Genomic DNA, 7,957 nt, shown 5'->3' with positions numbered 1-7,957 from the left:
GAGGATCAAAAACGAGGTCAGACGCGGGTCCCATGCCCACCACGTTCCCCACATCGGCTGGCCCCACAACGCCCCTGTCACCAATGCAATCAACGTGAAGGTCAAGCCCACCGGGGCCGCGGCCTTCGCTGCCAGTGCGGACACATGATGCCGCCGGATCAACCAGATCAATGACGCAACCAGCATCATCACCCAGGCGTTGATCGCCATCATCGCCGCCGGCACATGCAGATAGATGATCTTGACGGTTGCACCTTGCTTGTAATCATCAGGCGTAAAGAAAAACCCCCAGATCAGACCGACCGACAGGCAACTCGCCGCCGCCACCGCCACCCAAGGCAAGACCCTGCGCGAAAGCTGCATGAATTTCTGCGGATTTGCGTATTCCCAAAGTGACATGACGGTTGGCTAGACTTTCCGGGGTTCGGGGACAAGGATTAACATCATCGGCTCACCGCAGATTGATACGGATTGCGAAGGCCGCTGCAAAGGGCAGCAATGCCGCAGCCCCGGCCGTGATCCCTGCCAGCAAGGCCAGCGGTGTCGCCAGTGCCAAACCTTCGGCGCCGCGTTTGACCACTTCCGCGCCAAAAATCAGCGTCGGCACATAAAGCGGCAGCACCAGCAGCGACATCAGCAAGCCGCCGCGCTTCAACCCCACTGTCAGTGCGGCACCAAAAGCGCCGATCACCGAAAGCGCCGGGGTTCCAAGTGCCAGCGATATCACCAGCCACAGATATCCCGGCCCCGCAAGGTTCAAGAGCACCCCCAATACCGGCGCAAGCAGCGTCAGCGGCAGGCCGGTGACCAGCCAATGCGCCATAGCCTTGATCGCAACAACGCCTTCGAGCGGGACCGGCGCGGTCACCAGCAACTCCAGCGAGCCATCCTCGAAATCCAGCGCGAAAATCCGGTCGAGCGATAACAGGCAGGCCAGCAGCGCCCCGACCCACAGGATACCCGGCGCGATTTTCGCCAAGGTGTCGCTTTGCGGTCCGACGCCCAAAGGCACCAGAACCGCGACGAGCAAAAAGAACGCGAGCCCAAGACCAAAGCCCCCCCCTGCCCGCATCGCCAGCCGCAAATCCCGGATCAACAAAGCAATCATGCAAAACCATCGCCGAAAGCTGCGTCAAACGCCCCGTTTTTCACCGACAGTTTGGCGCGGAACGGCGAAAGGTCCAACACCTCTGCCTCCAGCCCGAGATCAATATGGGTGGCGATCAGCGCCGAGCCGCCGGTTGCCAGATGTTCGCGCAAGACATCGCCAAACAGCGCGACCGATGTGGTATCCAATGATACCGTCGGCTCATCCAGCAACCAGATTTTCCGCCCCGTCACCAACAACCGCGCCAACCCCAGCCGTCGTTTCTGCCCCGCCGACAGGTTTGCGGCCGCTCTGTCGCACAATTCCGCCAGATTCATCCGAGCCAAGGTATCGCCCACCTGCTCGCCATAAATTGCCGCCCAAAAGGTCAGATTTTCAGCGACCGTCAGCGTGGTTTTCAACCCATCGGCATGGGCGGCATAGGCAACACCTTCGCCCGCACCGGTCACTGTTCCGGCAATGGCAGGCTGCAACCCTGCGATCACCCGCAACAGCGTGGTCTTGCCAATTCCGTTCGGCCCGCGCAGCACCAAGGCGCGACCGCTTGGCAAGGTGAAATTCACCCCTTGCAAAACAGTTACACCCCCACGGGCCACGGCAAGATTGGCAACTCTCAAATCCATCGTTCAGCCCTAGCGCATCGCTTGCCACCGGGAAAGCCCAGTCTACAGCGGCTCAATGTCGCCCTGCGCGCGTTTGGCGTGAAAATCCGCGACGAAGGCCGCCAGGCCACCAATTGCAATCGCGCCGCGCAGCCCGGCCATAAGATCCTGATAATACGTCAGGTTATGCCATGTCAGCAGCATCGACCCGATGATCTCATCCGCCTTGATGACATGGTGCAGATAGGCGCGGGAATAGTTGCGGCAGGCGGGACAAGCGCAAGCCGCGTCCAGCGGGCGCGGGTCATCCTTGTGGCGGGCATTACGCATATTGACCGGCCCGTGCCGGGTCCACCCTTGCCCCGTACGGCCGGAACGCGAGGGCAAGACACAATCCATCATGTCGATGCCACGCTCCACCGCGCCGACGATATCATCGGGCTTGCCCACGCCCATCAGATAGCGCGGCTTGCCCTCCGGCAACATGCCCGGTGCGTAATCAAGGACGCCAAACATCGCCTCTTGCCCCTCCCCCACCGCCAAACCTCCGACCGCGTAGCCGTCAAAGCCGATCGCCTTCAACGCTTCGGCGCTTTCTTCCCGCAGGGCGCGCGTCACCCCGCCTTGCTGAATCCCAAACAGCGCATGGCCGGGGCGGTCGCCAAAGGCATCGCGAGACCGCTCTGCCCATCGCATCGACAGCCCCATTGATTTGGCCACCGCGTCCTCGGTCGCAGGCAGCGCCGGGCATTCATCGAAACACATCACGATATCCGACCCCAGCAGTTTTTGAACTTCCATGCTGCGTTCGGGGCTAAGCATGTGTTTGGAGCCGTCGATATGGCTGGCAAACCTCACACCGTCCTCGGTCAGTTTGCGCAGGGAGGCCAACGACATCACCTGAAAGCCCCCCGAATCCGTCAGAATCGGGCGATCCCAGTTCATGAACCGATGCAACCCGCCAAGGGCTGCAATCCGTTCGGCAGTGGGGCGCAGCATCAGATGATAGGTGTTGCCGAGCAGGATATCGGCCCCGGTCGCGCGCACCGATTCCGGCAGCATCGCCTTCACCGTCGCCGCCGTGCCAACCGGCATGAACGCCGGCGTGCGGATGTCGCCGCGCGGGGTCGAAATCACCCCTTGACGCGCACGGCCATCGCGCGCCTGAACCTCAAAGCTGAACCGTTGCGTCATCTGCCGCCCTCACCTTAATGGCCCCTTGTGAAAGATCGCGCAGCGAAAGCCAAGCCTTGCAAGCGCGCCAACCGCAGAACATGCTGACAGCGCAGAAAGGAATCACCGATGTTTCGCCCGTTCTTCGCGTTGTTGCTGCTCACGATCCCGGCGCAGGCCGACACCGCGTTGGCCGCGGTTGCTGCCAATTTCGCGGGCGCGGCAACGGAACTCGCCACAGCCTACAAGGCCGACACGGGGCATGACGTGCAAATCACGACCGGTTCCACCGGGAAACTTTACGCGCAAATCACGCAAGGCGCGCCGTTCGATCTGCTGCTTTCCGCTGATGCCTCAACGCCCGAACGGCTTGCAGCCGAAGGCCACGGCCCGGCCTTCCCTTACGCTTTCGGAGTGCTGACGCTTTGGGCGCCGGGCATGGCCCCTGATCGTGACCCGACTGTTACGTTGCAAGACGTGGCGGTGCGCCACATCGCCATCGCCAACCCCGAACTTGCGCCCTACGGTGCTGCAACGATTGCCGCGCTGAAGGCGATGGGGTTTTACAATGCAATCGCCGGGAAAATCGTGATGGGCCAGAACATCGGCCAAGCCTTTGCCATGGTTGAAAGCGGTGCGGCCGAAGCCGGGTTCATTGCCCGCTCGGCCTTGCCCGCCGATGCCAAAGGCTTGATCTGGAACGTCAGCCCTGATCTTTACCCCGCGATCCGACAGGACGCGATCCTGCTGCAACATGGGAACGACAACCCCGCTGCCAAAGGATTTTTAAGCTACCTTGTCACCCCGGCTGCCCAAGCGATCATCGCCAGATATGGCTACGCCCTGCCATGAGCGGGGTGGACCTTGGCCCGCTCTGGCTGACGCTGCGACTGGCGGCGATCGTGACGTTCCTGCTGTTGCTTCTGGCCGCACCTCTGGCGTGGTGGCTGTCGCAAACCCGGTCGCGCGCGAAACCGGTGATCGAGGCGCTGACCGCGCTGCCGCTGGTGCTTCCCCCCACGGTGCTTGGCTTTTACCTGCTGATCCTGTTCAGCCCAAAATCGACCTTCGGCGCATTCTGGGTTCAGGCCACCGGCGAGACCCTGACCTTTTCCTTCACCGGCCTCGTGATCGCGTCCATGCTCTATTCGCTGCCCTTCGCAGTGCAGCCGTTGCAGGCCGCGTTCGAATCGCTTGGCCGCGCGCCGATGGAAGCGGCGGCAATGCTGCGCGCCTCACCGTTTGACCGGTTTTTCACCGTGGCACTGCCTTTGGCGAAACGCGGGTTTCTGACCGCAACCGTTCTCAGCTTCACCCATACTCTGGGGGAATTTGGTGTGGTGCTGATGGTCGGCGGCAACATTCCAGGTAAAACCAAGGTGATTTCCATCGCGATTTATGAGCATGTCGAAACCATCCGTTATGCCGACGCGCATGTCTTGTCTGCGATCTTGCTGGTGTTTTCCTTCGTGACCCTGCTCATCGTCTATAGCCTGAACCGACAAGCCGCGCGGATAACCGGCTGATGCTGACGCTCGACATCACACTCCGCTTTCCCGGATTTTGCCTGCAGGTGGCGCAGAAACTACCCCAAACCGGGATCACGGCGCTTTTCGGGCGCTCCGGTTCGGGAAAATCGACGCTGCTGCGGGTGATTGCCGGGCTGGAAAGCCGTGCCACAGGGCGCGTCGCTTACGGCGATGACATCTGGCAGGATGCGCGTCACTTCACCCCGCCCCACAAACGCGGACTTGGTTATGTGTTTCAGGACACACGGCTTTTCCCGCATCTGACCGTTGCCGGAAACCTGCACTATGCCGACCGCCGTGCGCGTGGGCTGCCCGGCCCGACGCGCGACGAGGTGACAGCGGCGCTCGACCTTGGCCCGCTGCTGCAACGCCGCCCCCAAACCCTGTCGGGCGGCGAGCAGTCGCGCGCCGCGATTGGCCGCGCGCTGCTGACCCGGCCCCGGATGTTGTTGATGGATGAACCACTGGCGGCACTGGATGAGGCACGCCGGGCCGAAGTTCTGCCCTATCTTGAACGGTTGCGCGACCGCATCGGCACCCCGATCCTGTACGTCAGCCACAACATGGCCGAAGTGGCGCGCCTCGCCTCCCACCTTTTGCTGATCGACGCAGGACGGATCAGCCATGCCGGAGCGTTGCAAGACCTGCTCGCCAGCCCCGACACCATCTCCGCCCTTGGGGTGCGAGAGGCGGGCGCGGTAATCCATGCCAGGCTTGCCGCCCAAGACGATGACGGGTTGAGCCAGCTTCACACCTCCGCCGGGCCTTTGTACTTGCCAAGGATCGACGCCGCCATCGGCACCTCGTTGCGCATCCGTATTCTGGCGCAGGATGTGATCTTGTCGCGAACCGCGCCGACGGGGCTTTCGGCACTCAACATCCTGCCCGCCACGGTGACCGAGTTGCACAGCGGCAGCGGCCCCGGCGCGCTGGTGCAATTGCGCACAGGCGACGAATTGATCCTCGCCCGCATCACGCGGCGGTCTGCGACTGCCCTTGACCTGGCACCCGGCACCCCCTGCTTTGCCATTGTCAAATCCGTCTCGGTCGCTCCCGGAAATATCGGAAAGGATCGCGCCCCGACCGCAAAACTTTAGCGCCTTTCCCTTGCACCCCTTTGTATTATGTTCCATCACTCAAAAGATGCAAACTTGCCGGGCCTGATGTCCGGGTTACCTGAGGGAACGGGCGCGACCATGGCTGAAGCAGTAATGAAACCCACCGAAGAAATCTCTGTCCGCGATGTGTTCGGCATTAATACCGACATGAAGATCAAAGCCTTCGCCGAGGCGACTGACCGGGTGCCTGTGATTGACCCAACCTATAAATTTGACCCAGACACGACCTTGGCGATTCTCGCCGGTTTCGGCTACAATCGCCGCGTGATGATCCAAGGCTACCACGGCACCGGCAAATCCACCCATATCGAACAGGTCGGCGCGCGGCTGAATTGGCCGACCGTGCGGGTCAACCTCGATAGCCATATCAGCCGGATCGACCTGATCGGCAAGGATGCGATCAAGCTGCGCGATGGCAAGCAGGTGACCGAGTTCCACGAAGGTATCCTGCCTTGGGCGCTGCGCAACCCGGTGGCGATTGTGTTTGACGAATATGACGCAGGCCGCGCCGATGTGATGTTCGTGATCCAGCGCGTGTTGGAGCATGACGGCAAGCTGACCCTGCTCGACCAGAACGAGATTATCACCCCGCACCCGTCCTTCCGCCTGTTTGCCACCGCCAACACCGTGGGCCTTGGCGATACCACGGGCCTCTATCACGGCACCCAGCAGATCAACCAAGCCCAGATGGACCGCTGGTCACTGGTGGCAACGCTGAACTACCTGTCGCATGATGCGGAAACCGCCATCGTGTTGTCCAAAAACCCGCATTACAACACCGACAAAGGCCGCAAAACCATTTCCCAGATGGTCACGGTTGCCGACCTGACCCGCACCGCGTTCATGAACGGCGATCTGTCCACCGTGATGTCGCCCCGCACCGTCATCACCTGGGCCGAGAACGCGCGCATTTTCCAAAACTTGGGTTATGCGTTCCGGCTTACGTTTTTGAACAAATGCGATGAGTTGGAGCGGCAGACCGTGGCGGAGTTTTATCAGAGGTGCTTTGCCGAGGAATTGCCGGAGAGCGCGGCTAGTATGGCGATGAAGTGATGTGGGAGGAGTGGACGACTGCTCAGATTGCTCTGATACTCAGCGGTCTTTCACTTCTATTAGCTCTTTCAAGTTTCGTATGGAATATCTGGTCAAAGTTCATTTATCCAAAGCCGCAATTACAAGTCCGGATACGTTTTAACATCGCGGTTGGCGAAGGGACGAATGAGGTTCCTGGGTCAATAGCACTAGAATGTATTAACCACGGGCCGGGAGAGATTAAGGTGCAGTCGGCAATTGGGTTTGTAAAGGATGGTCACATTCTTTCTAAAGCAAAACGAGGTCTACTAAGGGCGTATGAGAATTGGCCTTATAGCCTGCAACAAGCAGCTTTTGGAGAGACTCCCGGCCTTCCAACTCGCTTGGCGGTAGGTGAGAGTTTTGTAGTGAATTTTTCGGAGAAAATATTGAAGGGCGGAAATCTTAAAAATCTTGGATTCCAAGATGGTTTTGGACGCGAACATTTTGCCGATCGTTTAGGGCGAACAGCGCTCCGCAGGGCTTCAAAGGTAGCATCATGACCAAACCAACCGACAACCCCGCCGATCCGTTCAAAAAGGCCTTGGCCGAGGCTACAAAAGTCCTCGCCAATGACCCGGAAATGACCGTCACCTATTCGGTGGACCCCTCCGGCATGACCAAGGAAGGCGTGCGCTTGCCGCAAGTCAGCCGCCGCATGACGCGGGATGAGGTGTTGTTGGCGCGTGGCACGGCGGATGCGTTCGCGCTGCGCCGCAAATATCACAACGACGCGACGGCGGCGAAATATGCCCCCACCGGCAACCTCGCCCGCGAAATCTATGAGGCAATGGAGGTCGCCCGCTGCGAAGCCGTCGGCGCGCGCGACATGCCCGGCACCGCAGGCAATATCGACGCCAAGATCGGGCATGAGGCTGCCCGCAAGGGCTATGCCGAGATCACGCAACCCGCCGATGCACCCTTGCCCGTGGCAGCAGGTTACCTCGTGCGCCATCTTGCCACCGGGCGCGAGTTGCCAAAAGGCGCGGACAATGTGATGACGCTCTGGCGCGGATTTATTGAGGATCACGCAGCAGATACGCTTGAAAACATTGACCATGTACTTGCCGACCAAGCCGCTTTTGCCCGGCTTGCGCGCAAGGTGATCGCCGATCTCGGCTATGGCGACCAATTGGGCGACGACCCCGACGCGCAGGATGAGGAGGAGGACAGCGGCGACGAAGCGCAGCAGGAGGATGAGCAGGACAGCACCGGCGACGATGACAGTCAGGATGAGGACGGCGACGCCTCGCCCGAGCAGTCGCAGGAGGAACAGCAGGACGCCTCCCAAGCGCAAGTCTCCGAAGATGATATGTCGGATATGGAGCAAGGCGAGGAGGCCGAACTTCCCGAAGG

9 protein-coding genes and 1 pseudogene are annotated in these 7,957 nt (G+C 60.7%); 6 read left to right on the top strand and 4 right to left on the bottom strand.

Features of this window, described 5'->3' with window-relative positions:
• The 4 genes from ccsA to tgt all read right to left on the bottom strand — a co-directional run.
• On the bottom strand, nucleotides 1-399 hold a 399-nt coding region (gene ccsA, locus L0H65_RS10195), incomplete at its 3' end, for a cytochrome c biogenesis protein CcsA (RefSeq protein WP_301458768.1).
• A 52-nt stretch (nucleotides 400-451) separates the two neighbouring features.
• Nucleotides 452-1,108, bottom strand: a complete 657-nt coding sequence (gene ccmB / locus L0H65_RS10190; protein WP_301458767.1) for a heme exporter protein CcmB — start codon at nucleotides 1,106-1,108, stop codon at nucleotides 452-454.
• The gene (gene ccmA, locus L0H65_RS10185) at nucleotides 1,105-1,731 is read right to left on the bottom strand and encodes a heme ABC exporter ATP-binding protein CcmA (protein WP_301458766.1); all 627 of its coding nucleotides are present in this window, start codon (nucleotides 1,729-1,731) and stop codon (nucleotides 1,105-1,107) included. The genes ccmB and ccmA overlap by 4 nt, the downstream gene beginning before the upstream one ends.
• A gap of 42 nt (nucleotides 1,732-1,773) precedes the next feature.
• Entirely contained in the window at nucleotides 1,774-2,904 is a 1,131-nt protein-coding gene (gene tgt / locus L0H65_RS10180; RefSeq protein WP_301458765.1) for a tRNA guanosine(34) transglycosylase Tgt, read from the bottom strand.
• A 108-nt stretch (nucleotides 2,905-3,012) separates the two neighbouring features.
• On the opposite strand from tgt, the gene modA reads away from it, so the two are divergent.
• The 6 genes and pseudogenes from modA to L0H65_RS10150 all read left to right on the top strand — a co-directional run.
• The gene (gene modA / locus L0H65_RS10175; protein ID WP_301458764.1) at nucleotides 3,013-3,735 is read left to right on the top strand and encodes a molybdate ABC transporter substrate-binding protein; all 723 of its coding nucleotides are present in this window, start codon (nucleotides 3,013-3,015) and stop codon (nucleotides 3,733-3,735) included.
• The gene (modB, locus tag L0H65_RS10170) at nucleotides 3,732-4,409 is read left to right on the top strand and encodes a molybdate ABC transporter permease subunit (RefSeq protein WP_301458763.1); all 678 of its coding nucleotides are present in this window, start codon (nucleotides 3,732-3,734) and stop codon (nucleotides 4,407-4,409) included. Before modA ends, modB begins: the two co-directional genes overlap by 4 nt.
• Nucleotides 4,409-5,509, top strand: coding sequence for a molybdenum ABC transporter ATP-binding protein (modC, locus tag L0H65_RS10165; protein WP_301458762.1), 1,101 nt, complete (start codon nucleotides 4,409-4,411; stop codon nucleotides 5,507-5,509). The genes modB and modC overlap by 1 nt, the downstream gene beginning before the upstream one ends.
• 99 nt (nucleotides 5,510-5,608) lie before the next feature.
• Entirely contained in the window at nucleotides 5,609-6,583 is a 975-nt protein-coding gene (gene cobS, locus L0H65_RS10160) for a cobaltochelatase subunit CobS (RefSeq protein ID WP_301458761.1), read from the top strand.
• Nucleotides 6,583-7,104, top strand: coding sequence for a hypothetical protein (locus L0H65_RS10155; protein WP_301458760.1), 522 nt, complete (start codon nucleotides 6,583-6,585; stop codon nucleotides 7,102-7,104). The genes cobS and L0H65_RS10155 overlap by 1 nt, the downstream gene beginning before the upstream one ends.
• Nucleotides 7,101-7,957, top strand: a pseudogene (locus L0H65_RS10150) (cobaltochelatase subunit CobT); the annotation flags it as partial. The gene L0H65_RS10155 and the pseudogene L0H65_RS10150, both read left to right, overlap by 4 nt.

The organism is Pseudorhodobacter sp. (genome assembly GCF_030452865.1).
Taxonomy (GTDB): Bacteria; Pseudomonadota; Alphaproteobacteria; order Rhodobacterales; family Rhodobacteraceae; genus Pseudorhodobacter.
Note: the sequence above shows the minus strand (reverse complement) of the source record. Positions and strands in the feature narration are given on the sequence as shown.